Genomic DNA, 23,828 nt, shown 5'->3' on the forward strand with positions numbered 1-23,828 from the left:
CTGCCTGCCTGATCCCCATCAGGACATGGGTAAAGTTAACCATAAATCAAGGGACTGTCATATTCATTCTGTCTGTTGGCCGGTTTATTTGCCCCGTTTACGGAAGCGGGCATATTTTTCCGATATTCGTCTTGCCAGTATTTGTGATTTTGTGTTGATATATGAAACCGTTGCTAGGGGGCTGGTGACAACTCAGAGGCGGAATGACCAGAATGCGTGATGAACCCTGGCCAATCCAAAAAGCGTTCAGCAAACTGAAACAGAATTGGTTTTTTTCCTGTTTATTTCAGGGGCTGGCCGTTCTGTTTTTTGCCGTTGCCTTTTTCATCACCCCATCAAATTCCCCTGCTGCCGGAAAAGCCGACTTTGAAGCGGTGAAGGAAAAATTGTTGATGACCTGGAACCATGACCAGGCCCTCTACTTCACCTTGCAGATGCGAACGGAAAAAGATGGGCCGGTGGTTGAGGAAGTTTCCGTCGGCATGTCACGGCATACCCGTACCTTTGAATATGAAAAACCTCATCGTTATCAAGGCGATGTTCTGGTTATGGATGGCATGCGTATTCATCTTGAAGAGGAGCATGGCCATGAGGCTATGCGTCCGACAGTGTTCCGCGATCTGATCAATCGAAAGCTATTCTGGTTTGGCAGCCAGCTATTCGGCGATTTCTGGGCCGAATTTGGAGCCGATGAAATGGATCCGGCCGTCACCAGTCACCGGCAGTATCTGTTTGAGGAAAATGATCCGCTCGCCCCGATTGAATTGATGAAGGTGATTACCGATCGTGCCACGAATGAGCCGATTTCTGGCCAGATGTTTGATTACGAGCGGGATGAGACCTGGGAGCTTGTCTTCGGGAATAACAACAGTCTTGAAGTGGAAGGTGTATCCCATCAGTTCGTTTCTTCGATACAACTCACCCAGGATAGCGGCACGACCTATTACCTGAGCATCTCAAAAATGCATATCGGTAGCCCGGATCATATGCTGCATGGACTGGCAATTTCACATGAATGATATGTCGCGAATTCGTCCTTTTTTGTTTGCGGCGGGACTGACGTTGATGGCGCCCGGGGCGTTGACCGCTGAGGAAACCGGCCCGGAAAAGAATGAATATGCGCCGGAGCCAGGGGGGTTGGAGACATTCTGGAATGATGTCAGATTCAATGGCGAGATCAGCAGCCTTTATACGCACACAAACCCTGAAGAAGGCATCGTCAATCCGAACAACAGTATCAAACGGATTGAAACCGGAAATTGGAATACGGTTGCGCGAACGGAGTTTTCCTACAAGAACCGTGCCGCTGGTATCAATCTCCGACTGGAACCCTGGTTCAGTTTTGAACGTCATTTCTTTGACCATGCCGGCGGAGCGCCCTATTCCGAAGAAAATATCCAGATTGGGCGGTATCAGGCGAAATTTTCCGGTTTGATACCGCGCACCACGCTCGCCGCCCAGCGCGGGATTGTGGCTTGGGGGCCGGCCTTTTTCGGATCGCCTTCCAATCCGTTTCCCGATACCAGCAGCACGGCAAATCCGCTGGAAGAAGAATTTGGCTCTGACTTCCTGTGGATGAGTCATGCCTTCAACGGCACCTGGAGTATGAGCGCCTATCAGAATTACAGCCGGGGTTCGATTGATTCCGTGGACAGTAATCCGTTCAAGCGGGCGGGAACGGTGGCCGTCCATTACAACAGCTATAATTACAATGTATCCCTGCTGGCCGGGAACCAGGAAGATTATGGGCCGATATACGGCGCTTATGGCCAATGGACATTGGGGGAAGCAACCGTTCTCTATTTTGATGCCGGTCTCCGCAAGCGGGGCCGGGCCCGCTATCCGGTGGAGTCGTCAAATATCCTTGGCGGCACCTACAATAGCGGGAAAGCGGTCAGAAAGCCTGAAATTGTTGTGGGCGGTTCCTATACCACGGCGGATGACACCACTTTTTACGGGGAATACCTGTTCCAGGGATCGGGCTACAGTAAAGGTGAGCTGGACCTGGCGCGTGATATCGCGCTCGCCGCCAATGAAAACCTGGTTGGTGCACCGGCGCTGTCAGAGGGGACGCTCGGCCTGGCGGCCCTAAACGAACTTCCCTATCTCGGACAGCATAATGCCAGCCTGATCGTTTCTCGCTCGATTGGGGATTTTGATCTGACCTTCCAGAATCAAACCAATATGCAGGATTTTACCGGTCGGCTTTATGGCAGCGTGGTTTACAGCTATGGCCCCGCCAAATTCACTCTGTCACTTTTGCAGGCTTATGGGCGTGAAGGGGGAGCTTTCCGGCAATCCGTTGATACCCAGGTTGTTTCCGGCATGTTGCTGAGGTTCTGATCCCATGAGCAGATTGAAACATTCTCCGGCGGTGATGCTGTTCCCCGGACAGGGGGCCCAATCCGTTGGCATGGGTAAGAGCCTGGCAGCGCAAAGCCCGGCGGCGGCCAACCTTCTGGACCGGGCCGATGAAATTTTGGACTTTCCGCTCAAAGAGATCCTTCAGCGCGGGCCAGTGAAACTGCTAACCCGCACGGATATTTTGCAGGCCAGCATCTGCACGGTCTCTGCCATGGCATGGGCGGTGCTGGCGCCACTGGCGCTCAAACCGGTTGCCATGGCTGGTCATAGTCTCGGGGAATTGAGCGCATATTATGCCGCAGGGGCGTTTGATTTTGAAACCTTTATCACGCTGGCAGCCAAACGCGGTGCATTGATGCAGGCGGCAGCCGAAGCTAGTGGCGGGACCATGGTGGCTTTGACTTCGCGGTCGGACGAAATGCCCACAGCGGCGGAAAAGCTCTTGGATGAGGCGGGTGAAGCCGATATCTGTCTTGCCAATATCAATTCCGGCCGACAGGTGGTTTTGTCGGGGGATGAAACCGCACTTGGCGTACTCGCCGATCCGGCCCGTGCGTTGGGATTGCGTGTGACCCGTTTGCCGGTTTCAGGTCCCTGGCACAGCAAGGCTATGTCGCCGGCAGCTGAAGAATTTCGGGACGTGCTGGAACAAATTGATGTCAGCGATATCGCAACGCCTGTATGGAACTCGCTCGATTGCAGACCGGTTATCAAGGCTATTGATATCCGGGAGCGGCTGGCCAGGCAGATTGATAGGCCGGTCAATTGGCTGGGCCTGATGCAGGCGATGCGCCGTGACCATGAAAATGCGATCTGGATTGAGTTGGCACCGGGAAAAATCCTGACCGGGCTGTTGTTGGATATGGATCGGCAGGCCCAGATTTTCCGCTCTGAGACCGCTGTACAGTTGCGGCGGCTCCAGCAGCATTTGGAAGAATGTAACAGTGAAGGAGGCGGTCCCCCGTCATGATCGATAATTCATCTCATCCCCGCGCCCGGTTAAAGGGGATCAGCAAATCCTATGGCGAGGGTAGCGCCTGTCAGGAAGTGCTGCACGCGATTGATCTAGATCTGCCGGAAGGATCCCTGACCTTGCTGGAAGGGCCGTCGGGAAGTGGCAAGTCGACAGTGTTGAATATCCTGGGCCTGCTGGATCGACCGGACCAGGGTGAAATCGAAATTGACGGCCGGATCATCGGGCAATGGGCGGAGCGCAAGCTTGCCAATCTGCGCAATGAGGAGATTGGTTTTATCTTCCAATCCGCAGATCTGATACCACGCATGACAGCGCTGGAAAATATCCGTCTGCCGCTTGATATCCGTGGTGTTGCCCGCAAAGAGGCCAACAGCCAAGTGCGTGAAATCCTGGACAAGCTGAATATGGCTGAATTGGCGAGCCAGCCACCGGAAAAGCTCTCCGGTGGCCAGCGCCAACGTGTGGCGGTTGCCAGGGCCCTGGTGACCCGGCCCAAACTTTTGATTGCCGATGAACCCACGTCCAGCCTGGATGGAGACAACGCTCGGCAGACGGCATCAGCGATCCAATCGCTCTGCCATGAATTGGGTACGGCCGTGATCCTGGCGACCCATGATGCCAGGCTTCGGGAATTTGCCGACCGGATCCTGCATCTGGAAGATGGCAAGCTGACCCCGGACACCGTAACAGATGCGGCCGGGACGGCCTGAGGAAAAACAGATGCTTTCATTTCGATTTTCCCTGATCAACCTGCTGCGCCAGAAACGCCGGACCCTGATCACCTCCATGACCCTCATCGTCGGCCTGATTGCGGTCAATCTTTTCCAGGGCTATCAGTCCGATACGGTGGAATCGCTCGCCGAAACCGCGGCCTATGGTGAAATGCTGGGCCATCTCGGCGTGATGAAGGAAGGGGCCGACACCAAAGGCAAGATTGATGAAATCACCTATATGTTCGATGGGCCTGAACTGGCAAAAACCCTGGCGGTGATTCGCCAGGACCCGGATGTGGCACTGGCGGCGGCACGGATGAATCTTTCCGGCCTGGTCAGCAATGGCAAGAACAGCATTATTTTCCTGGCAGTAGCTATGGATCCGGCGGTTTTGCAGGATTTTCAAGAGAAATTCGATTGGCGTGGCGAAGGCCAGCCGTTGGTGGCGGGGGATCTGACCGAAGGACAGGTTGCCAAAGGCCTGGCGGAAATCATGGAAGTGGACACCGGGGAATTTCTGACGCTGTTTTCCACGACGGTCAAAAACCAGATGAATGCGGTGGATGTCCAGGTCAAGGCGACCTATCCCACGGGGTCGACTGCAACGAATGATAAATTCATGATCATCCCGCTGGCTTTGGGGCAAAAGCTCTATCGTACGGAAGGTGCGCACCAGATTTCCGTGGTTTTGAAGGATGGAGTCAAATTGAGTGAGGCTAAAGCGCGTTTGGAGGCCCAGCTTGAACAGCTCGACGGGATGCCGCTGGAAGTGAAAACCTTCCGCGATATGTCCGCCTTCTTCAAAGGCGTTGAGGATATCTACAACATGATATTCGGATTCCTGTTCCTGATCGTTCTGGTGGTTGTGCTGATGGGGGTTTTCAACACCATGACCATGGCGGCGATGGAACGGGTACGTGAGATCGGCATGCTGCGTGCGCTCGGCATGACGCCCAACCGCATCCGCCGTCTGTTTGGCATGGAGGGATTGGTGTTGGGGCTGGTGGCCGGCATTCTTGCCACCTTGGGCAGTGCCGGGATTGCGCATTTGATCAATATTTCGAATATCACCTATACCCCGCCGGGTATTTCCGGCGCGGTGCAGCTCTATATCGCCATGGTACCCGGCAAATGGATCGGCAATATGATCTTCCTGGCCCTGTTGGCAGGCGTGGTATCCATTTTCCCGGCCCAGGTGGCAATCCGCTGTCAGGTTGTCGATGCGCTCCGGCATAGCTGATGGGGGGGCAAGCTGATTTTCCGATCCTGTTGTCGTGCGTTGGCACCATGGGGGATCTCATGCCGGTGCTGGCGACGGGCAAACTGATGGCCTCGGCCGGGCATCCGGTGGAAATCATGGCCAATGAGGTTTTCCGAGATCATATTGAGCGCAGCGGGATTGGCTTTCACCCGATTGGAGATAAGCCAGCGTTTGACGCCTTTGTCGGTGGAGCGGCCTGGCGGGACAAGGACAGCGGCTGGGCGGCCTTCCTGCGGGAAGGAATTCTGCCCTGCGTTGCACCGGCGGCGCATTATGTTGAGACCTTTGCCGCCCGTCATGGCCGCCGGTGCCTAATTGTGCCGAACAATTATTCCTATGGCGCGCGTTGGGCGGCGCGGGCCGCCCGGTTGCCATTGCTTAATCTGGCGATCCAGCCCGGCATGTTGCGGGGGCTGAACCCGGCCCAAGCCTGCGGGATTGATCTGCTGCCGGGGGAAAAAGCGTCTTATTGGCGTTCCATGCGCGCCGCTGAAAGCTATCTCTATAAGATTTACGGCAAGCAGGGGACCGGATCGACCACCGGCCTGGCTCATCTGTTCCGCGAGGCGGAGCCTTGTGATCCGGACGAAAACTATCTGGCCCTGTTTCCTGAATGGTTTGAATGCCCGTCACCGGATTGGCCGGATAATTTCCAACAAACGGGCTTCCCCCTGATCGATACCGGGGTGGTGGAGCCGCTCTCGGATGATGTGGAAGCGTTCCTGGCTGCAGGTGCAGATCCTGTCGGTTTGTTTTGCGGCAGTTTCATGCAGGAGGCGACGCTGTTCTTTGAACGTGGGCTGGAAGCCTGCAGGGCAGCGGGGAAACGTAGTCTGATCATCAGCCGCTATCCCGAGGATTTGCCGTCATCCCTGCCGGATGACTGTCTTGTGGTGTCCCAGGCGCCCTTTGGCCAATTGCTGCCCAGGCTTTCTGCCCTGATCCATCACGGCGGCATCGGTACGGTGGCCCAGGGGATGGCGGCGGGGTTGCCGCAATTGATCATGCCGCTCCGTTTTGAACAGCCGGATAATGCCGATGGAATTGTAAGGTTGGGGGGCGGCCGTGTGGTGCCATTGGGGGATAGCGCGGATGTCGGCACTATATTCAAGGATTTTCTGGCGCAGGACGGTCTTTCCGAAACTTGCGAGAAACTTTCCGCGAGTATGAGGTTGGAAAATCCCTTCAATTCCACTATAAAGATTATGCACCGGGTGGCAACGGCACATGACATAGGATGACGGCATATGCCTTTAACCAATGATGTGGTTTCTAAGATCCGCCCGGTTGATTCATTTATAGATCAAGATGTTCTGCGTCGGTTTCCGGCACTGGCCCGCTATGGCCGGGATCTGGGGGACACCCCCCTGATCAACGTGCCGGGCCCAAAAGGCGGTGCGCGCCTGTTCGCCAAATGCGAGTGGGATAACCCCTCCGGTTCGGTCAAGGACCGAACCGCTTTTGCCATGGTTCACGATCTTCTGGCGCAACTGCCAGGGGATGATCTCTCCGGCCACAAAGTTTTGGAATATAGCGGCGGCAACCTGGCCATTGCTCTCTCTCTTCTCTGTCAGGGACTTGGCCTGGAAAACACGCTTGTGTTTGGCAGTTATGTGCCGGATGAGTCAGTCAAAAAAATGCGTGTCCAAGGCTCGGATGCTGTGATCATCGACAAAGATCTGGGCTTTTGGGAAGTGGTGCAGCATGCGGTCCGCCTGTCGGACGCCAATCCAGACTGGCATTTCCTGCACCAGCATGAAAATGATGCCAATCTGCGGATGCATGAAATGGGTACCGGGGCGGAGATAGTGACCGATCTGGCGGCGCTGGGCCTGACAGCGGATAGCTGGGTTGCCTCGATTGGGACTGGTGGCACCTTGATCGGGGTTCAGCGTGCCCTGGCCGCAGCCAATCCGGCGTTGCAGACCTTTGCCACCACTCCGGCAGAGTTGCCTTACGGGACCGAAGCGCCGGCAAACGGCCTACCCAAATTTGATGGATCTGGCGGGCTGGGTTGCGGGCGCAAGCAGCCTTTTGTCGCGCCGGAAGAAAGCCGCATCACGGGGCATGTCACTTTAGGGTTTGAAGAAACCATGGCGGCGATGCGCCTGTTCCGTGAACTGACCGGTGAGTGGATCGGGTCGTCCGCGGCGGCAAACTGGCTGGCGGCCAGCCGGATGGCTTCCGATCAGGACGCCGACAGAGTTACGGTGATGGTCTTCCCTAGCAAGCCAAGTGCCGGGGAGATCGAAAAGGCATCAGCCTATTCACTCGATGAGGTGAAAAAGCTTACTGGGCTGAAAGAATTAGTCTGAAAAATGTGAGCACGGATTAAAGGGCGGGGCCTTTGCCCCGTCAGTTATTCATTGCCACCAATTCCGAACTGACCTTCTGGCCCAGATATTGTGTGCGCAGCCTGTTCCAGACGGCGGATTCGATGAAATTGATCAGGACCGTATTGGTTTCCGCGACAAGCGGGCTGTTTTTGGGGAAGAGCAGGGATACATACTCGGTTTCGTGATGGATCGGGGAAATGGCAAGGGGGGCTTCTGCATGCCGCCTGGCGAAATAGACCAGCTCAATCCCGTCGGCGACGATCGCATCCGCGCTGCCATCAAACAGGGCGTCCGCCGCCAGATGTATGTTGGGGAAAATGTTATGGCGCAGATGATGGCGGTTGAGATAGTCAATGCCGCTGCTATTGGCCGGGGTAACAATCCTGAGATTCGCCAGATCTTCTTCCCCGTGGCTGGCTACGGTCATTTCACTGACCGTGAAAGAAGAGGTGATCAGCGCGATATAGCCTGCGGAAACCGTGATCCCGATGATCAACAGGCCGGTTGCGAACAACCGTCCCCGCAATGAGCTGTTCTTGAAGACATCCGGTTCTTGTGCGGTGACCAGCAGAAAAGACCAGATCGCGCCGTTGAGAAAGCGCAGACGACCGTGATCGATCTTGAACATCTCGGGGTTATTGTCTTTTTCCATCAGCCAGAAAATGGTGCCGCCGAATACCATCAGCAAAACCAACACGCCCAGGATATAGAGAATGGTGTTGGAGAAGAGGCGCTCCACGATTCTTGGAAAGGCGGATTCCTCCCGTTCCAGACTGGCGATGGCGAAACTGGAATGCAGATAGGGAAAGCCGAATTCCAAATGCCGGTAATCCTCGGAATTGATATCGAAATCCCCAATGGCCAGATCGGCGGTGCCGTCTTGTAACGAGCGTTTGGCGATGGATGCGGTCATCGGGCGGAATTCGTATTCCAGTTCAAGGTCGCGGGCGATCTGGGTCCATAATTCAATGCCAAGTCCGGTCCATTGATCTTTCTTGCCATCTTTGCGGACGACAAAAGGCTCAATTTCGACAATCGCGACGGTGAGTTTCTTTGCCGCTTCTTGTCCAAAGGCTTCGGGAGAGGGAAGACCAAGAAAGAGCGGCAGCGCCAAAAGCAGGGCGGTCAGGTAGGACGGGAATGGGAAACGGGGCATCGGTGCACCTGCAATCGGAGTTGGTCTTAAAGTGGCATGGCTCAATCGCCCAGCCTTCATCTCAGTTATAGCCGGTGCCGGGCAGGCGTGCCAATAGAGGTTGAAAGTAAATGGTTTCAGTTAGTTCGCGGTGGATGTAAACTTTCAGCCGACTGATTTCCATATCGGAGATCCTCATATTTCCTGTCTCTGGGGGATAATGATGGGCAACCATGATGAGTTGATTTGCGCTTTCCTGTTAAGCGGTGATAAGCCGGGTCGGGAATTGAGTTGGCAGGAAGTACAGGATTGGACCCCGGATCAAGGGAATATCTGGGTCCATTTTGACTGTACCCATCCCGGAACCGGTGATTGGCTGCGGGCGGAGAGCAGTATCGCCCCTTATGTGCTGGAAGGGTTGCTGGCGGATGAGACGCGGCCCCGATGTGATAGCTATGATGAAGGCGCGCTGATTATCCTGCGCGGGGTCAATCTCAATCCTGATGCCCGTCCGGAAGATATGGTCTCGATCCGGGTTTGGGCTGACAGCAGCCGTGTAATCACCACACGCCTGCGTCGTCTGATGGCGGTGGATGATATCCGTAATCAGATGCCGACGGGCAAAGGACCGGCCACGCCTGGTCAGTTTCTGGCAAAGCTGGCAGGACGGTTGATTGACCGAATGGGCCCGGTGATCGACACATTGTCGGATCAGACATCGGAACTGGAAGAGGCACTGATTGGGTCCGAAGAAGAAAGCAACCTGGAGGACATGCGCCACAAGCTCAATGAATTGCGGCGGGTTGCCATCGCCTTGCGCCGCTATATCTCGCCCCAAAAGGAAGCCTTGCGCCGTCTGAACCATCTTGATGAAGACTGGATGGAGGAAGAGGTTCAGGGCCCAATGCTGGAAGTTGTCGACCGGATTACCCGCATTAACGAGGAATTGGAGGAAATCCGGGAGCGCGCGTCCGTGATCCAGGATGAACTGGCCAACCGCCTGGCCCAGCGCATGGGCGGTACCATGTATCTATTGACCTTGGTCGCGACGATCATCATGCCGCTTAGTTTCGTGACCGGCTTGCTAGGGATTAATGTCGGCGGTATCCCAGGGTCGGAAAACCCATGGGCTTTTGCTATTGTCTGCGCAATGATGGCGGCGGTTGGCATTGGCATGTTCATGTTGTTCAAGAAAATGAAATGGCTGACGATCCCGAAATAACCGGGTTGGAAAAATCGTATGAGTATCACGGAAATATTGAAAATGCTGGGCGACCTGATTGGCAACCAAGTCGCGGCCTCCTTGTTGTTGATTATTCTAGTGGCGGTGATCCGGATGATCGCCAGCAGCTATCTCAACCACCGCACGGATGTGGAAGGCGACCAGCGTCGCCGGATCCTCTCAAACCTCCGCAATGGGTTGGCATTGGCGGTGCTGATCGGGTTGATCTTCATCTGGGCACCTGCCCTTCGCACCTTTGCTCTGTCGCTGACGGCCTTCGCTGTTGCAATCATTCTGGCCACCAAGGAATTGATCTTGTGCATTAGCGGTTCATTTTTGAATGCCAGCAGCCGCGCGATCCGCGTGGGTGATTGGATCGAGATCAATGGCAAGCGTGGCGAAGTGGTTGACCAGGCCCTGATGTCAACCACCATCCAGGAATTAGGGACGGGACCGCAGGCCTATCAATTCACCGGCCGCGCCATCGTGTTGCCCAACAGTATCTTTCTGGCGGCGCCAGTCACCAATGAACAGTTTTACCGCCGTTTTGTTTTCCACAATTTCTATATTGTCGGAGCGGAAAACACCGATGCGCAGGCCTTGGCCGACACCATGCTACAATCGGTCCGGCGGGATATGGAAAATCATCAGGAATTGGCCAGGCGCTATATTGCGCTGATTGAAAAACGCACCGGTGTCACAGTGGGGGAACCGGAACCGAAAGCCCGATTCACGACAACCAATGAAGGGCGGGTCAGTGTCTCCGTGACCGCGTTCATACCCACCCGGGAAATTTCTTCGATTGAACAGCGGGCCATCAAGGCGGGGTTGGATGAATTGCAGCGCCAATCGATGGAAAAACCGGAGAGCGCGCAGTCGCATATTTCCCAGATGGGAGCCGGGGGATAGCTTTTTCCCACGGGCTAGGCGGGATTTACTGCCAGCGTTTCTGTATCCCCGATCAATTCCCTGACGGATCGGCATGCTTTTTTCATTGCGGGATGCAGGGCCTCAATCAGCTGTTGGCATTCTTCTTTTTCGCTATGTTTGGCGGCAACGGCCAGATCTGAGCATAGGGTGAATACTTCCGTAACGGAAAGATTGCCGGCAACGCCTTTGAGGGCGTGGGACAGCTCGTGAACGCCGGTCATGTCGCCTTGTTGGAACCGTTTGTCGATCTGATCGATCATACGCTCATAGCTCTCCAGAAATGATGTGAGCATCTGAGCATATAGTTCCGGCGATAGGCATCGTTCAACACCCTCTTCATAGTTGAACCCTGGATAGCGGGCATCGGGCTCATGCTTGCGCTGCTTGACCAAGGCCGGGGCGGGTTTGCCGTCGGTCAAACTGGCGATCTGCTGGAAGAGCCTGGGGAAGTCGATTGGTTTGGCGGCAAAATCATCCATGCCGGCCATGGCATATTCTTTTCTTTCATCCAGCATGACACTAGCGGTCAGGGCAATGATCGGAACCCTTTTTTGCTGGGATTCAGCTTCATATTGCCGGATTTGGCGGGTCGCTTCCAATCCATCCAGCTTGGGCATCTGGATATCCATCAAGATGAGGTCAAAAGGCTCCTGTGCGCTCAAGATTACGGCATCAAGGCCGTTTCTGGCGACGCGGACATTGTGGCCCAAAGCCATCAATCTTGTGCGCGCCAGCTCGATATTTTCCTCGATATCTTCTGCCAGCAGAATGTTTAGGGCCTTTGCCGGACGGATGAAATTCATGGCATTGCTTGTCTGGGGAATAGGCGTTTCTCCTGCCGCCGCTTCTTTAAGGGTGAGACTGCAAACGAAGGTGCTGCCAGTGCCGGGCTCACTGGTCACGGTGAGCGTGCCGTTCATCATCTCAATCAGCTGTTTGCTGATGGAAAGCCCTAATCCAGTGCCGCCGAAGCGCCGGGTGGTGGAGGTGTCGGCCTGGGTAAAGGGTTTCATAAGCTCTGACTGTCTTTCTTCGGAAATGCCGATGCCCGTGTCGGTCACGCAGAAGGTCAATTCCCCGGTTTTATTCGGTCTGCTGATGGACAAGGTGATTTGTCCCTCTTCAGTGAATTTCACGGCATTGCCGACCAAATTGATCAGGATTTGCCGGATGCGGGTTGGATCCCCAAGCCAGGTTTCGGGGACCTCTGGTGCGATTTCTGAGAAGAGTTGCAGTCCTTTTTCCCGGGTTTGGATTTCAAATGCGAGCAGAATTTCCTCAGTTAACCTGCGAAGGGAGAAAGGAATCTCCTCCAGCTCCATCCGGCCATTTTCCAGCTTGGCGATATCCAGAATATCGTTGATCAGATCCAACAGCATGCGTGCGGAATGCTTGGCAATGGTCAGCTGACGCCTCGGCTCTGCGGGCAGGTCGCTGTTTTCCAACACTAGGTCTAGAAAGCCCAGGACCGAATTCATCGGTGTGCGGATTTCGTGGCTCATATTGGCGAGAAACCGGCTTTTGGCGCTGTTGGATTGAATGGCAACCTCAGCCGCGACCTCTGCGGTGTGGGCTTTTTCCTCTGCCTGTGCCAGTTCAGTGATGTCCATCGCCATGCCCAGAACAACGGGCTTATCTTCAAATATGAATGGAACTTTATAGGTATGCAGGATATGGGTAACACCCTGAATATCGGTGAATTCTTCCCGTATGGATTCCCGACTTTTGCCACTATTGATGGCTTGCAGGTCATTGGTTCTAAAAGCGGTGAGTTCGTCAGGATTGGGGTGAAGCTCGCTCTGCAGTTTACCGACAAGACCTTCCGGTGTTTCATCATACATTTTGGCCATCTGCTCGTTCGCCATCAGATAACGCCCATCTTCATCCTTCACGAAGATGATCGCGGGCGAGAGATCCATCACAGAGTTTAAGAGCCGAGAGCTTTCCTGAAATTTGTCGATCATATGCTGCAGAGAACGGGAGAGCATGCCTGTCTCATCTTGTGCGTGGCTGACAGGGATCGCCTGGCTTTCTCCCAGTCTGACAGCGCGCGCATTTTGGGCAAGCTGGATGAGAGGCGAGGTAATCCGCCGGGCCAGGATCGCGACAACCAACCCGGCCACCAGGGCAACTGTCGCCAAAAGCAGGGGCAGTGTGAATTGCAGATCATCCAAGGGGGCCAGCAGTTCCTTCAAATCCTGCTTCACCACGACAAACCAGCCGAGATCGGGGAGGTGATGGGTGGCGACAAGTACCGGTTCGCCGCGATAATCCCGAATGGTTTCTGTCTTGTCCTTCGATGTGTCTGTGAGCTGGAAAAGGGCCAGATTATCTTCGCCGGGGTGGAAAACGCGGTTGAACATCGCGTTGGTGTTGAAACGTGTGAGTGTCAACAGGCGGAAACTGTCGGTGGGCTGTGATTTAAACAGCAGGATTTCCCCTGTATCTCCCAAAGACGGCAGATTGGACAGCAGATCGAACAGGTCATTCGCCCAGATTTCAATCTGTAACTGGCCGAGGTTTTCGTTCTCTATGGATAGGGGGCCTGCCAGCACAAGAACCGGATGTCGGCTGTTTGGCCAATAAATTTCTGCGGTTTTGTCAGGTAAAATACCGCTAAACTCTTCTCCAACAGTCAGCACGGAATTGAAGTCAGGTGTCAGGATGGTGATGGACCGGATCAAGGGGTCCTGTTGGCGGGTCGCCTCCAGGATGGTCTGCATGACATTCCGGGCGTCAGGATTGCCGGACAAATATTCACGGAACGAGCGCCGCAATTGCCATTTGCTGATGATGGATCCCAGGACCCGCTGCTGTCCCTCAACAATATCCTGAAGGTGACGGCTATTTGTTTCCGCCAGGGTTTCAAAATGAAGCTTGCTACTCTCAATCAGTGACTGTCGGGTATGAGAGAGCAGAAAAGGCCCGATTATCAGCCAGGCAACAATCAAGGTACACAGGAAAGAGAGAACCAGTTTGCTACGGATACGCATGGATTATTCAGGCTGCCTTTCCCACCCCATTGTTTTGTGGCTGCTTCTGCCAATCCATGTGGCACTAAACTAGCAGGAAAGACTTAATAAAAGGAAAAAGTTCCCATATTGAAAAAACAATCAACCGGTGACTTTCATCTTGAGAGAAACGGCGAAACAATCTCTAGTATAACAGGAAAAAAGCTGTAACAATTAACCACGATGACGTTGCTTAATTGGCTAAATAGGGACGGATTATTTTATTTCAGCATCAGGTTTTTTTCGATTGCTAAAGAAATTTATTCTTATTGCCAATGGTTTCAGTCAATGGTTGCTATTACACCAAAGGGACGTCATATTTCTGACATAAAACATGAATATTTCAGTCACATAACGCTCATATTGCTGAAACCGCAATATGGAAGAACGGCGCGATACAGTGCGATCAATAGGAGTTGTCTCCCGTGGAACCGATGCGTTTTAGAAATCTTGAAATCCGTTTGGCTGAAGATGAGGCCGATCTCGTTGCGGCGCAGACACTGCGCTACAAGATTTTCTATGATGAGATGGGCGCACAACCCTCTGATGCATGCATTGCGGCGGGCCTGGATATGGATTCCTATGACCCTGTCTGCGACCATTTGCTGGTCATTGACCTGGATCGCAGCCAGCCGGGCGTCCCCTGTGTTGTTGGCACATATCGTTTGTTGCGCGCATCTGTCGCGGAGCGCACCACAGGTTTCTACACGGACGCGGAATTCGACCTGGGTGGATTGAAGGATTATCCGGGCGAGATCATGGAACTGGGGCGGTCCTGCATTGATGCGGCCTACCGCAAAAGCGGTGCCATGCAGCTTCTCTGGAGTGGAATTGCCCAATATATCTATCGCAATAACGTGGATATCATGTTTGGTTGCGGGTCCATTCACGGAACCGATCTGGAACAGGCCAAACTGGTGATGTCTTATCTGCATCACTATCACATGGCACCGAAAAACCTGCGGCCGGTGGCACAGGAATCCCGTTTCATTGATATGAACCTGATGAAAAAAGATACGATCGATACCGCGCTGGCTCAAAGCCAGATGCCGCCACTGCTCAAAGGCTATCTGCGATTGGGCGGTTATGTGGGTAAGGGCGCAGTGATCGATCATGAGTTTAATACGATCGATGTTTGTGTGGTTGTGGAAACAGCCAACGTCACCGGCAAATATATCCGGCATTTCACCAAGGATCGTGAACGCAATAATGCTGCTGACAGCGGCACCGTCGCGGAGTGAGCAGGGAGCCTGACTTGTCTGGAGATCGTGCCTCTTCAGGGGGCAGTTCACTTGTCACAGAACGCCATTCCTCCTTCCGGGCCAGTATTAACCTGGCTGCTTTCCTGCTGATGGTGGTGGTTTTGCTGCCGCTTTATGTGCTGTCCTATCCCCTGGGGCGGCATACGCAGCGGATCTTTGCCAAGGCTTTTTTCAAATATTGCAATATCCTGGTTGGTTTGAAGGTCAAGCGCAGTGGCGCGAAACCCAATGGTCGGGGCACGCTCTATGTGGCCAACCATGCCAGCTACCTGGATATACCCGTGCTTGGCGCGCTGACCAATGGCCAGTTTGTGGCCAAATCGGAAGTGCGCGGCTGGCCGGTATTTGGCTTTTTGGCGGCCATTGCCCGGACCATTTTTGTTTCCCGGCAAACCTCACGCATCCCCCAGGAACGGTTGGAAATCGCCAGCCGCCTGGCACGGGGCGAGAGCATCTTTATCTTCCCCGAAGGCAGCAGCAGCGACGGCACCGGTGTTTTACCCTTCCGGCCGGGCCTGCTCTCGGCGGTACATGCCGATCCGGACCTTGTGATCCCGGTCCAACCTGTCTCTGTCACTTATGGGCCGGAAAGCAAGAAAAAACCGGTCCAGCCGAAAGAAGTCCGCGATCAATATGCCTGGTATGGCGATATGGAATTGGCACCGCATCTCTGGTACCTGTTCGGCATTAGCCGGAAAATCCGGGTCAATGTACATTTTCATGAGCCGCGCCCGGCGACGGAATTTGAAAATCCCCGTGATTTGGCGATTTGGGCGGAACATGCCGTGGCGAAAGATATGGCCCAGCGCCTGCCTGGCATCGGCAAGGCCCCCCGCGACCCGGAAGAACAGGTCAAGCCGCTGCAATTGGTCGTCGAAAACGACGAGGACCCAAAAAAGCTCAAAGGGCTTCGCAAGATGAATTGATGTGGGGAAGGCGTTGGCCCACGGCCATTCCTGGTTTCCCCTTTTCACGAACGACCAGTTTTTGTACTGTCCGGCGGATGGGCCCGCAGGGACGACCTTGCCGTTGACAGGGCCATTTCAGGGGACGACCCTTGAATGGTATCCCAAGGAGCTGTGCCATGAGCGGACTCACAAACCTCGAACAATTGATCCGGTCCATGGAGCCGGTGCTGGCGCCGGAGAGATATATCTTTGTCACCCTGCAGCCGGATGAATTGCTGCCCTATGGCCTGAAGCCACGCATGGTTTTTGAGGAAGAAGAGGGCACCACCGTCATCTGCCGCCAGTCGGAGGCGGCTGACTATCATCTGAACGGCCAGTTCCCCTGCCGAATGATTACGTTGAATGTGCATTCCTCGCTGGAGGCGGTCGGTTTCATCGCCCGCATCGCCACGCGCCTAGCTGCGGAAGGGATGGGGGTTAATCCGGTTTCAGGCTATTTCCATGATCACTTGTTTGTGCCGGAAAGTCGCGCCGATGACGCCCTCGACTGCTTGCGGGCCATGATCACGGAGGTAGGCGCATGACCATCCGGATTGCCGATAAATGGTTCGCCCTGAGAAAGGTGGATGAAGATATCACCCATCTTTGGGAGCCCCATGTCGCTCCGTTGATCCAGTGTAACATCTGGCATGTGCGGGGATCCGAGCGCGATATGATCGTGGATACCGGTCTTGGCATCGCCAGCCTGCATGATGCCACCCGCCACTTGATCGACAAACCGGTCGATGCGGTGGCGACCCACACCCATTTCGATCATGTGGGCGGGCATCATGAATTTGAAAGCCGTATCGTGCATGCGGCCGAAGCCCCGCAATTGCGCCAGCCGCCAGAGGCCACCTTGCGGGGGGATATTTTGCGCGATTGGTTGGGTGAGGATTGTGGATATGACATCCCCGATGACTTGATCCACAGCCTGCCCCATGACGCCTATTGTCCGGATCATTATTGCGTGGCCCCGGCGGAACCCACCCGTATTGTCGAGGAAGGGGATGTCATCGATCTGGGGAACCGGCAGTTTGAAATTCTGCATTTGCCGGGCCATTCACCCGGCGGGATCGGCCTATGGGAGGCCAAGACCGGGATCCTGTTTTCCGGGGACACGGTGTATGACGGGCCGTTGCTGGACCAGGGCGAGGATGCGGATATCGACGAATACATTCGCTCCATGAAGCGTTTGCGAGAAATGCCGGTATCTGTCGTGCATGGTGGCCATGACCCAAGCTTCGGGCGGGAACGGCTGGTTGAGCTTTGTGATGCTTATCTGAGGTCCAAGGGGGCTTAATTCTGGAAACCGGCCAAAATCCGGGTCCGTCGCGTGGTCAATACCCCTTCATCAAATCGATCTACAAAGCAAACAGATCAGTATGCGAATATAAAATCACCTGGCGTGGGGATGGCGATTAGGTGCCATATTGGATGTCGATCACTTCCAACTCGTCTTCTCCGGCCGGTGTGCGTACCAGGACCAGATCACCCACTTCGGCCTTCATCAAGGCACGTGCCACCGGCGAGATCCAGCTGATTTTGCCGTTCAGGCTGTCGGTTTCATCTTCGCCGACAATCTGGATGGTGATCTCCTGCTCGCGGCTATTCTCATAAGTGACGGTCGCGCCGAAAAACACCCGGTCTTTATTGGGTTGTTCGCTGGGGTCGACGATTTTTGCCTTTTCCAGCCGTTTGCGCAGGAAACGGACACGCCGGTCAATTTCGCGTAGTCGTTTCTTGCCATAGAGATAATCACCGTTTTCGCTGCGGTCGCCATTGCTGGCCGCCCAGGAAACAATATTGACGATTTCCGGGCGTTCTTTTTTCCAGAGATGGTTCAATTCATCCTGCAGGGATTTGTAGCCGGCAGGGGTGATGTAATTGGGGCGATCCATGATGTGCGTTATACCTCGGGGCAGAAAAACCGGAGGCGGCGGAAACCATCCGCCGCCCCGTCAGAATAACCGCTTGTGATCAGCTTTTCAGTTTGTTTGCGCAGGCCAGCTCAACACAGGCGCAGAAAACCTCCATGGCCTGTTTGATCTCATCCACGCCGGGCATGGTGGGCGCGATGCGGATATTGCGGTCGCGCGGATCCTTGCCATAGGGGAAGGTGGCCCCGGCCGGGGTCAACTTGACCCCCGCATCACCGGCCAAGCGTACCACTTCTGCGGCACAGCCATCCATCACATCTACACTGACAAAATAGCCGCCTTTTGGTTCGGTCCAGCTGGCGATGCCCTTGCCTGCCAGGTTTTTCTCAAGCGCGTCCAGCACGGCTTTGAATTTCGGCGCGATCAAATCTGCATGGCCGTCCATATGCTTGTGCAGGCCTTTCATGTCGCCGAAGAATTTCACATGGCGCAGCTGATTGATTTTGTCCGGCCCGATGGAAGAAAAGGACAGTTTCTTCTTGGCATCCGCAATGTTGTTTTCACTGGCGGCCAGCACTGCCACGCCGGAACCGGCATGGGTTATTTTGGAGGTCGAGCCAACCATGAGCGCACGGTCCGCATTGCCGGCGGCCTCACAGGCTTTCAGAAGGTTTTTAACCTCGGCCAATTTGCCTTCGATACGATGCACCGCATAGGCATTGTCCCAGATGATGCGGAAATCACCGGCGGCCACGGGCATGGCGGCCAGACGGTCCACAACCTCGTCTGAATAGACACAGCCGGTCGGGTTGGAATATTTCGGCACGCACCAGATGCCTTTGATCGTGGCATCGGATTTGACCAAGGCTTCCACCTGGTCCATGTCCGGGCCATCGACGGTCATATCCACATTGACCATCTCAATGCCCAGCCGTTCGCAAATGCCGAAATGGCGGTCATAGCCGGGAACGGGGCAGATGAATTTAATCTTGCCATGGTCTTTCCACGGCTTGTGGCCCGGCATGCCAAAAAGCATGGCACCGGCCAGAATGTCATACATGATCTGAAGGCTGCTATTGCCGCCGATCAGGATCTGGCTGGTGCTGACATCCATATAATCGGCAAACAGCTTCTTTGCCTCTGGGATGCCGTCCAGGATGCCATAATTGCGATAATCGGTGCCATCTTCGCCAGCAGTCTCACCCGCGCCGACAATGGTCAGGATATCGTCGCTGAGGTTAAGTTGATCGGCGGCCGGTTTGCCGCGGGTCATGTCCAAAGCCAGGTTACGGCCCCGCAGGGAATCGTAATTCTCCAGGGCGGCGGCCTGAAAGGCGTCGAGTTCTTTGGCGGATTTGGAGGTCAAGGTCATCGTTAGTCAGTCCCGATTACAATAGTTCCCATGCGCCCAGATTTCGGGGAGCATCAGGTTGCAGAAGGCGGGCATAATCGTGAATTTCTGAGGCTTTGCCAAGAAGAAAGGCGAAGAAAGCCTCAGGATTTGCTGTCTTCGCGACGCCTTGTGAGATAAGCATAAACCGCACCGGCGGCCATGCCGAAGAAATGCCCTTCAAAGGAAATATGGCTGGCCAGCGGCAGCAGGCCGTAAACCAGGCCGCCATAGAAAAAGATGACAGCTAATGCAATGGCGATTGAGCGAAAATCGCGGTGGAACATGCCCTTAGCCAGAAGATATCCGAAAAAGCCAAAGACCAGGCTGCTGGCGCCGATATGATAGGCGCTGCGCCCGATCAGCCAGATCATGGCACCGCCGACAAGGGTGACAAAGGCCGTGAGGCGTATGAAATGCTTCCGGCCATCCAGGGCAACCGCGATTCCGAGAATTAGCAGTGGTAGGCTATTGGATAGAGCATGATACAGATCACCATGAATCCAGGGGCTGAGCGGAATACCGATCAATCCGCTTAATTGACGGGGAAGAATGCCCCATTGCACGAGGCTGTGATTCAAAATCAGGTTGACGATCTCCACCGCCCAGAGGGCGAGCAGGGGAAATAAGGCAATCTTGAGGCTTTTGATTCTTTCCATTGTAACCTGATCCGGTTTGCGTATATATCCGGGGCCTGTCCGGAGCGGCCTGCAGAGGTTTTCGCGCCGTTCGGTGTCAGGGGACAGTTTTGGTCCCGAAAACAATGGCGAAAAATTAGATGCAAATTCGATCTATTTTGTTGCCACTTTAATCAATTATTTAGTTATCGCTGTTCTACTTTAAATGCTTTTAAATAAAAGCATGATCAATTAGTTGCCTAGTATTGATTTTCAGTTCGGGCAACTTGCTGTAGAACATAGTGAGGGGCATTATGTTTTCCAAGAAACAAATGACCGCCCGCCCGGTGTTAAGATCAACCTGCACCCTGCGGGCCATGCTGGCCGCTGTTTCCGCAGGCTTCTTGTTAAGCGCGTGCGGCACTCCCAGCTATGTGAATGAAAACCGAAGTCGTGCGGAAATGGGCAATGACACGCCCTCCGTGGAAACCGTTTCCTATAAAATTCATAATGCCTTTCGGGAGCAGCCGCCACTATGTGTCGCTGTGCTGCCGCTGGATGATAACGGAAAATTGGAACCATCACAGCGTGAAGGGGTGCGTCGCATTTTCTATGCTCAACTGGCCCCGCAAAAGAAACGTGATGTTGAACTGCAGGATGTGGATAATGCGCTCCTGGCTTTGCCGGAAGAGTTTCGGGATGATCCGGTGGCACTGGGATATGCGTTGGAATGCGATACGATGCTCACCGGTCGAATCACCCATTATGGCAGCGGGTTTTACGGGCTTTATTCCAATGTATCGGTCGGTGCGGATGTCAAATTGATCCGTACCACCGATGGGGCTGTTCTGTGGGAAGGCCGTCATGTGGCGAGCAGCCATGGCGGCTCCGTGCCGTTCACGCCGGTGGGCCTGGTTTCCGGCATGGTTCGTGCCGCTAATAATGTGAATGGAGAACAGCTGGACCGTGTGACCAATGACCTGGCCCGCCGTCTGGTGAGCACCATTCCCGACAATACCGAATTTCTCTATGCCAGAGTGCCTGCGATCAAGCTGCGCACTGGCCCGGGCTCGGATTATCCGGTGGTCGATCTGTACCCTGCCGCGGGAAAACTGGAATATATCGGCCCGTCAGAAGATAAGGACTGGGTGACGGTGCGCGATACCGCCGGTCAACTGGCCTATGTTCTGGCACAGGATGTCACCATGGATCGTGAAGCTGTGCCGCCCCTTCTGCCAACCCCGGATATGGCCAGTTGCCAGGACGCGGATTTTGACCCGGAAACCGACATTGCCCTTGCGAGCGGTTGCTGAATTACCTGCCTCCCTCCCTCTGACAACCGGTCCTTTCGCCACGGGGACCGGTTTTTTTTTGCCCGGCACCGGGCTATGCTGAGAGCGAACAAGAAGAGATTGCCTGTCCGCCCATGCCAAAAAAGACCCTGCTGATCGTCGCCCATGTCCCATCCACCAATACAAAGGCCTTATGCGATGCGGTTGTCCAGGGGGCGGCACATCCGGATATCGAGAATGTATCTGTTGTCTGCAAAACGCCGTTTGAAGCAGGCCCAGAAGATGTGCTTGCCGCGGACGCCGTGATCTTGGGCACCACCGAAAATCTGGGTTATATGAGTGGCGCGCTCAAAGATTTCTTTGACCGGACCTATTATCCGGTCTTGGAGGAAAAACAGGGGCTGGCCTTTGCGCTCTATATCCGGGCGGGCCATGACGGCACCGGGACAAGAAGGGCGGTGGAGAGCATCACCACCGGTCTTCGCTGGAAGGCGGTTTGCGACCCTCTGGTCTGTCGCGGGGAATGGGCGGATGAATTCCTGGATCAATGTGAAGAATTGGGGATGCTGGTCGCGGTCGGTCTGGATGCCGGGATTCTCTAGCCGGGCGACGGGCTCAGTCGGCAGCCTATTCCAGGCTGCGGTTTAACTGGCGCAGCAGGTTTTGGGCCGCCTGTTCATGACCACCCGCCAGTTTGCTGATGGCAATGTAATAGGCTTTTGGGGGTATGTAGGGGGGATCCAGGATCAAAACCTGACCTTCCGCGCCTTCCTCTCGGATCAAATCGCCCGCCACCCGCTTTGCCACCACGATCGATTGGAGGCTGCGCCCGCTCAGCAGGTATTTCAATGCATCATGATCATTGGCCAAACCTTTGTTATAGGGTTGGATGCCGTCCTCTCTTAAACGGTCATTGATGGAATAGCCGACCGGCGCGCCAATGGGGCGCGGTATTGATTTTACATTGCGTGTATTGTCCCAGCTGTGTTTGGCACCGACAAGGGTCAGGAAAACATAGCTCACCATGTCCATCGGTTTTTCCGTGAAATAGGCGTATCCTGCCCGTTCCGCCGAATGGCTCGCGGAATAGACGATATCCTGTTTTCCAAGCCGGATCGCCAGAAGGCAGCGCTTCCAGGGCATTGCTGAGATTTCGACTTTCCGGCCCAGTTGGTCGAATAATGTGCGCACAATCTGGGTATGTGTGCCGGTCACAGCGCCGGTTTTACTATCGACAATTGAGAAGGGAGGCCAATGGGCGGTACAGGCGCGTACAGGCTTATCAGATGCACTGGCTTCAACGGTGATAAGGCTTCCTGTCATCAGGAGGGCCCCGGCCAGTGTTGGACGGACATATCGGCAGATTTTTTGTGGAAGGCGGTTTTCCATGGACAGGTCCAGGCTGGTGGTTTTAACAGATCCATCATAGAGTTAACCGGCTAAAAATATATTAACCGCCCGAGGGTTTAAGCATCCTCCCAAGGCGGAATCGGAGCGATCAATGGACCATCCATTTGCAAAATATGTCCGTATCCTGGGCAAGGGGCCAGGTATCTCCCGTGACCTGGGGGCGGAAGAAGCCTATGAGGCGTTCAGTATGGTCCTGAAAGGTGAGGTCGAGCCGCTTCAGCTTGGCGCATTTTTGTGCCTGATGCGCTATAAAAAAGAGACCCCGGTGGAATTGGCTGCTTTTGTACGGGCAGTGAAAGACACCATGTCGCCTGCGCCCGATATTGCGGTGGATTTGGACTGGCCGTCCTATGCGGACCGGCACCGGCAATTGCCGTGGTTCGTGTTATCGGCCCTGATGCTGGCGCAAAATGGTGTGCGTATCTTCATGCATGGCATTGAAGGTTTTTCCGAAGGCCTGATGCCGACCCGTCCGGTATTAAGGGCTTTGGGGCTGCCGATCCTGAGAGACTGGGACGGGGTGGTGCAGGCGCTGGATCACGGAAATTTTGCCTATATGGGGCTGGAGGATTTTGCGCCGTCTCTGGAAAAACTTTTTGGGTTGCGGTCTTTGCTGGGGTTGCGCTCGCCGGTGAATTCCCTGTCGCGGGAATTAAATGTCCTGGATGCGCCCGCGCAATTGCAGGGCGTTTTTCATCCGACCTATAGCGATCCCCATCGTGAATCCGGCCGGATTTCAGGGCAAAAGAACCTTTCCGTCTTCAAAGGCGGCGGCGGAGAGGTTCAATGCAATCCCTATAAGCCGATCAAGATTTTCGGGCTTCGCGACGGACAGCCCCATGATGTCACCTGGCCCGCCAGCATGACCGGAACAGCCTATAACTGGCGTGAAGAGCCTCTGGAATTGGCACGCATTGTCGCGCTGTGGCGGGGAGAGGTGGATGAGGCGGATTTCGGCCATGCCGTGGCGGCGATCATCGATACGGCTGCGGTTGCGCTCTATACCATGGGCCGGGCAGAAGAACCGGAAGAGGCCCGGGCCATGGCCAGGGCCATGTGGCACGATCGGACCGAATGATGTC

General features: G+C 54.7%; 22 protein-coding genes. 16 read left to right on the plus strand and 6 right to left on the minus strand.

The window, feature by feature from the left end; translation table 11 throughout:
- Positions 1-212: 212 nt before the first annotated feature.
- From DFP90_RS21135 to DFP90_RS21165, 7 genes are read left to right on the plus strand one after another with little or no spacing between them, the layout of a single operon-like run.
- The gene (locus DFP90_RS21135) at positions 213-1,019 is read left to right on the plus strand and encodes a hypothetical protein (protein WP_115939250.1); all 807 of its coding nucleotides are present in this window, start codon (positions 213-215) and stop codon (positions 1,017-1,019) included.
- Complete coding sequence (locus DFP90_RS21140) at positions 1,012-2,343, plus strand: hypothetical protein (RefSeq protein WP_115939251.1); 1,332 nt, start codon at positions 1,012-1,014, stop codon at positions 2,341-2,343. The genes DFP90_RS21135 and DFP90_RS21140 overlap by 8 nt, the downstream gene beginning before the upstream one ends.
- A gap of 4 nt (positions 2,344-2,347) precedes the next feature.
- A complete protein-coding gene (locus DFP90_RS21145) occupies positions 2,348-3,334 on the plus strand; it encodes an ACP S-malonyltransferase (RefSeq protein WP_115939253.1) in 987 nt (328 codons plus the stop codon).
- Positions 3,331-4,050, plus strand: coding sequence for an ABC transporter ATP-binding protein (locus tag DFP90_RS21150; protein WP_115939255.1), 720 nt, complete (start codon positions 3,331-3,333; stop codon positions 4,048-4,050). The genes DFP90_RS21145 and DFP90_RS21150 overlap by 4 nt, the downstream gene beginning before the upstream one ends.
- A gap of 10 nt (positions 4,051-4,060) precedes the next feature.
- Positions 4,061-5,293, plus strand: a complete 1,233-nt coding sequence (locus DFP90_RS21155) for an ABC transporter permease (RefSeq protein WP_181905496.1) — start codon at positions 4,061-4,063, stop codon at positions 5,291-5,293.
- Entirely contained in the window at positions 5,293-6,555 is a 1,263-nt protein-coding gene (locus DFP90_RS21160; protein ID WP_115939259.1) for a nucleotide disphospho-sugar-binding domain-containing protein, read from the plus strand. The genes DFP90_RS21155 and DFP90_RS21160 overlap by 1 nt, the downstream gene beginning before the upstream one ends.
- A 6-nt stretch (positions 6,556-6,561) precedes the next feature.
- Positions 6,562-7,629: a pyridoxal-phosphate dependent enzyme gene (locus DFP90_RS21165; RefSeq protein WP_115939261.1), complete on the plus strand. Its 1,068-nt coding sequence runs from the start codon at positions 6,562-6,564 to the stop codon at positions 7,627-7,629.
- A 40-nt stretch (positions 7,630-7,669) separates the two neighbouring features.
- Here the strand turns inward: DFP90_RS21165 and DFP90_RS21170 are convergent, their stop codons facing one another.
- Positions 7,670-8,806 carry a transporter substrate-binding domain-containing protein gene (locus DFP90_RS21170; RefSeq protein WP_181905497.1) on the minus strand — a complete coding sequence of 379 codons (1,137 nt, stop codon included), beginning with the start codon at positions 8,804-8,806 and terminating at the stop codon, positions 7,670-7,672.
- A gap of 199 nt (positions 8,807-9,005) precedes the next feature.
- Here DFP90_RS21170 and DFP90_RS21175 point away from each other — a divergent pair, with 199 nt between their 5' ends.
- On the plus strand, positions 9,006-10,007 hold the full coding sequence (locus DFP90_RS21175) for a zinc transporter ZntB (protein WP_115939265.1): 1,002 nt from the start codon (positions 9,006-9,008) through the stop codon (positions 10,005-10,007).
- Positions 10,008-10,025: 18 nt separating this feature from the next.
- Positions 10,026-10,916, plus strand: coding sequence for a mechanosensitive ion channel family protein (locus tag DFP90_RS21180; RefSeq protein ID WP_115939267.1), 891 nt, complete (start codon positions 10,026-10,028; stop codon positions 10,914-10,916).
- Between the two features lie 14 nt (positions 10,917-10,930).
- Here DFP90_RS21180 and DFP90_RS21185 read toward each other — a convergent pair whose 3' ends face one another.
- The gene (locus DFP90_RS21185) at positions 10,931-13,930 is read right to left on the minus strand and encodes an ATP-binding protein (protein ID WP_115939269.1); all 3,000 of its coding nucleotides are present in this window, start codon (positions 13,928-13,930) and stop codon (positions 10,931-10,933) included.
- A 452-nt stretch (positions 13,931-14,382) separates the two neighbouring features.
- Between DFP90_RS21185 and DFP90_RS21190 the strand changes: the two genes are divergently transcribed.
- The 4 genes from DFP90_RS21190 to DFP90_RS21205 all read left to right on the plus strand — a co-directional run bounded on the left by DFP90_RS21190 (position 14,383) and on the right by DFP90_RS21205 (position 17,460).
- Positions 14,383-15,189: a GNAT family N-acetyltransferase gene (locus DFP90_RS21190; RefSeq protein ID WP_115939305.1), complete on the plus strand. Its 807-nt coding sequence runs from the start codon at positions 14,383-14,385 to the stop codon at positions 15,187-15,189.
- A 14-nt stretch (positions 15,190-15,203) separates the two neighbouring features.
- A complete protein-coding gene (locus DFP90_RS21195) occupies positions 15,204-16,136 on the plus strand; it encodes a lysophospholipid acyltransferase family protein (RefSeq protein ID WP_115939271.1) in 933 nt (310 codons plus the stop codon).
- A gap of 158 nt (positions 16,137-16,294) precedes the next feature.
- Positions 16,295-16,702, plus strand: coding sequence for an ACT domain-containing protein (locus tag DFP90_RS21200; RefSeq protein ID WP_115939273.1), 408 nt, complete (start codon positions 16,295-16,297; stop codon positions 16,700-16,702).
- Complete coding sequence (locus DFP90_RS21205; protein WP_115939275.1) at positions 16,699-17,460, plus strand: MBL fold metallo-hydrolase; 762 nt, start codon at positions 16,699-16,701, stop codon at positions 17,458-17,460. Before DFP90_RS21200 ends, DFP90_RS21205 begins: the two co-directional genes overlap by 4 nt.
- Before the next feature lie 118 nt (positions 17,461-17,578).
- On the opposite strand, the gene greB is transcribed toward DFP90_RS21205, so the two are convergent.
- The 3 genes from greB to DFP90_RS21220 form a co-directional block, all read right to left on the minus strand.
- Entirely contained in the window at positions 17,579-18,058 is a 480-nt protein-coding gene (greB, locus tag DFP90_RS21210) for a transcription elongation factor GreB (RefSeq protein ID WP_115939277.1), read from the minus strand.
- Positions 18,059-18,137: 79 nt separating this feature from the next.
- Positions 18,138-19,409: an aspartate aminotransferase type Ic gene (locus tag DFP90_RS21215; protein ID WP_115939279.1), complete on the minus strand. Its 1,272-nt coding sequence runs from the start codon at positions 19,407-19,409 to the stop codon at positions 18,138-18,140.
- A gap of 122 nt (positions 19,410-19,531) precedes the next feature.
- Complete coding sequence (locus DFP90_RS21220; protein ID WP_115939281.1) at positions 19,532-20,086, minus strand: rhomboid family intramembrane serine protease; 555 nt, start codon at positions 20,084-20,086, stop codon at positions 19,532-19,534.
- A gap of 272 nt (positions 20,087-20,358) precedes the next feature.
- On the opposite strand from DFP90_RS21220, the gene DFP90_RS21225 reads away from it, so the two are divergent.
- Positions 20,359-21,357: an SH3 domain-containing protein gene (locus DFP90_RS21225; protein WP_115939283.1), complete on the plus strand. Its 999-nt coding sequence runs from the start codon at positions 20,359-20,361 to the stop codon at positions 21,355-21,357.
- 113 nt (positions 21,358-21,470) lie between these two features.
- Entirely contained in the window at positions 21,471-21,938 is a 468-nt protein-coding gene (locus tag DFP90_RS21230) for a flavodoxin family protein (RefSeq protein WP_115939285.1), read from the plus strand.
- 25 nt (positions 21,939-21,963) lie between these two features.
- On the opposite strand, the gene DFP90_RS21235 is transcribed toward DFP90_RS21230, so the two are convergent.
- Complete coding sequence (locus DFP90_RS21235) at positions 21,964-22,659, minus strand: substrate-binding periplasmic protein (protein WP_181905498.1); 696 nt, start codon at positions 22,657-22,659, stop codon at positions 21,964-21,966.
- A gap of 124 nt (positions 22,660-22,783) precedes the next feature.
- On the opposite strand from DFP90_RS21235, the gene DFP90_RS21240 reads away from it, so the two are divergent.
- Entirely contained in the window at positions 22,784-23,824 is a 1,041-nt protein-coding gene (locus DFP90_RS21240; RefSeq protein ID WP_281269710.1) for a glycosyl transferase family protein, read from the plus strand.
- Positions 23,825-23,828: the final 4 nt, after the last annotated feature.

This window comes from Aestuariispira insulae (assembly GCF_003385955.1).
In the GTDB taxonomy this organism is placed as follows: domain Bacteria; phylum Pseudomonadota; class Alphaproteobacteria; order UBA8366; family Aestuariispiraceae; genus Aestuariispira; species Aestuariispira insulae.

What these genes read in the sequence shown, in the direction of transcription:
- DFP90_RS21185 (WP_115939269.1), bottom strand. Translation starts at nt 13,930, where the DNA reads ATGCGTATCCGTAGCAAACTGGTTCTCTCTTTCCTGTGTACCTTGATT.
- DFP90_RS21175 (WP_115939265.1), top strand. Translation starts at nt 9,006, where the DNA reads ATGATGGGCAACCATGATGAGTTGATTTGCGCTTTCCTGTTAAGCGGT.
- DFP90_RS21170 (WP_181905497.1), bottom strand. Translation starts at nt 8,806, where the DNA reads ATGCCCCGTTTCCCATTCCCGTCCTACCTGACCGCCCTGCTTTTGGCG.
- DFP90_RS21225 (WP_115939283.1), top strand. Translation starts at nt 20,359, where the DNA reads ATGTTTTCCAAGAAACAAATGACCGCCCGCCCGGTGTTAAGATCAACC.
- DFP90_RS21200 (WP_115939273.1), top strand. Translation starts at nt 16,295, where the DNA reads ATGAGCGGACTCACAAACCTCGAACAATTGATCCGGTCCATGGAGCCG.
- DFP90_RS21135 (WP_115939250.1), top strand. Translation starts at nt 213, where the DNA reads ATGCGTGATGAACCCTGGCCAATCCAAAAAGCGTTCAGCAAACTGAAA.
- DFP90_RS21155 (WP_181905496.1), top strand. Translation starts at nt 4,061, where the DNA reads ATGCTTTCATTTCGATTTTCCCTGATCAACCTGCTGCGCCAGAAACGC.
- DFP90_RS21160 (WP_115939259.1), top strand. Translation starts at nt 5,293, where the DNA reads ATGGGGGGGCAAGCTGATTTTCCGATCCTGTTGTCGTGCGTTGGCACC.
- DFP90_RS21140 (WP_115939251.1), top strand. Translation starts at nt 1,012, where the DNA reads ATGAATGATATGTCGCGAATTCGTCCTTTTTTGTTTGCGGCGGGACTG.
- DFP90_RS21220 (WP_115939281.1), bottom strand. Translation starts at nt 20,086, where the DNA reads ATGGAAAGAATCAAAAGCCTCAAGATTGCCTTATTTCCCCTGCTCGCC.
- DFP90_RS21150 (WP_115939255.1), top strand. Translation starts at nt 3,331, where the DNA reads ATGATCGATAATTCATCTCATCCCCGCGCCCGGTTAAAGGGGATCAGC.
- DFP90_RS21145 (WP_115939253.1), top strand. Translation starts at nt 2,348, where the DNA reads ATGAGCAGATTGAAACATTCTCCGGCGGTGATGCTGTTCCCCGGACAG.
- greB (WP_115939277.1), bottom strand. Translation starts at nt 18,058, where the DNA reads ATGGATCGCCCCAATTACATCACCCCTGCCGGCTACAAATCCCTGCAG.
- DFP90_RS21165 (WP_115939261.1), top strand. Translation starts at nt 6,562, where the DNA reads ATGCCTTTAACCAATGATGTGGTTTCTAAGATCCGCCCGGTTGATTCA.
- DFP90_RS21205 (WP_115939275.1), top strand. Translation starts at nt 16,699, where the DNA reads ATGACCATCCGGATTGCCGATAAATGGTTCGCCCTGAGAAAGGTGGAT.
- DFP90_RS21215 (WP_115939279.1), bottom strand. Translation starts at nt 19,409, where the DNA reads ATGACCTTGACCTCCAAATCCGCCAAAGAACTCGACGCCTTTCAGGCC.
- DFP90_RS21235 (WP_181905498.1), bottom strand. Translation starts at nt 22,659, where the DNA reads ATGACAGGAAGCCTTATCACCGTTGAAGCCAGTGCATCTGATAAGCCT.
- DFP90_RS21230 (WP_115939285.1), top strand. Translation starts at nt 21,471, where the DNA reads ATGCCAAAAAAGACCCTGCTGATCGTCGCCCATGTCCCATCCACCAAT.
- DFP90_RS21180 (WP_115939267.1), top strand. Translation starts at nt 10,026, where the DNA reads ATGAGTATCACGGAAATATTGAAAATGCTGGGCGACCTGATTGGCAAC.
- DFP90_RS21190 (WP_115939305.1), top strand. Translation starts at nt 14,383, where the DNA reads ATGCGTTTTAGAAATCTTGAAATCCGTTTGGCTGAAGATGAGGCCGAT.